Source organism: Salinimicrobium oceani (assembly GCF_012037645.1).
Window position 1 is genome coordinate 1 of the sequence record NZ_JAAVJR010001703.1, and the last position, 279, is coordinate 279.

A 279-nucleotide genomic window follows, 5' to 3' on the forward strand; every position below is an offset into this window, starting at 1 on the left:
TTGGGTATACAGGCCTACTGGAAAAAAGCAACCTGAACAAATCCCAGAACCGCTACCTCGCTCAACTCAAGAGATCTTCAGATTATCTGCTGCATCTCGTAAATGACCTGCTGGACCTTTCCCGACTTGAAGCCGGAAAAATGACCGTTGAAGAACTTGCTTTTAATCCTAAGAACCTCATCGAAGAAACTGTTGAACATGCAGTGCCTCCGGAAAAATCACGGGAAGTGGAAGTGAGCGTGACAGTATCTCAAGACCTTGATACGAGAGTCATCACAG

General features: G+C 45.9%; 1 protein-coding gene. It reads left to right on the forward strand.

Annotated features, from left to right (window positions below; all coding sequences use genetic code 11):
- On the forward strand, positions 1-279 hold a 279-nt coding region (locus HC175_RS23665), incomplete at both ends, for a sensor histidine kinase (protein ID WP_317172413.1).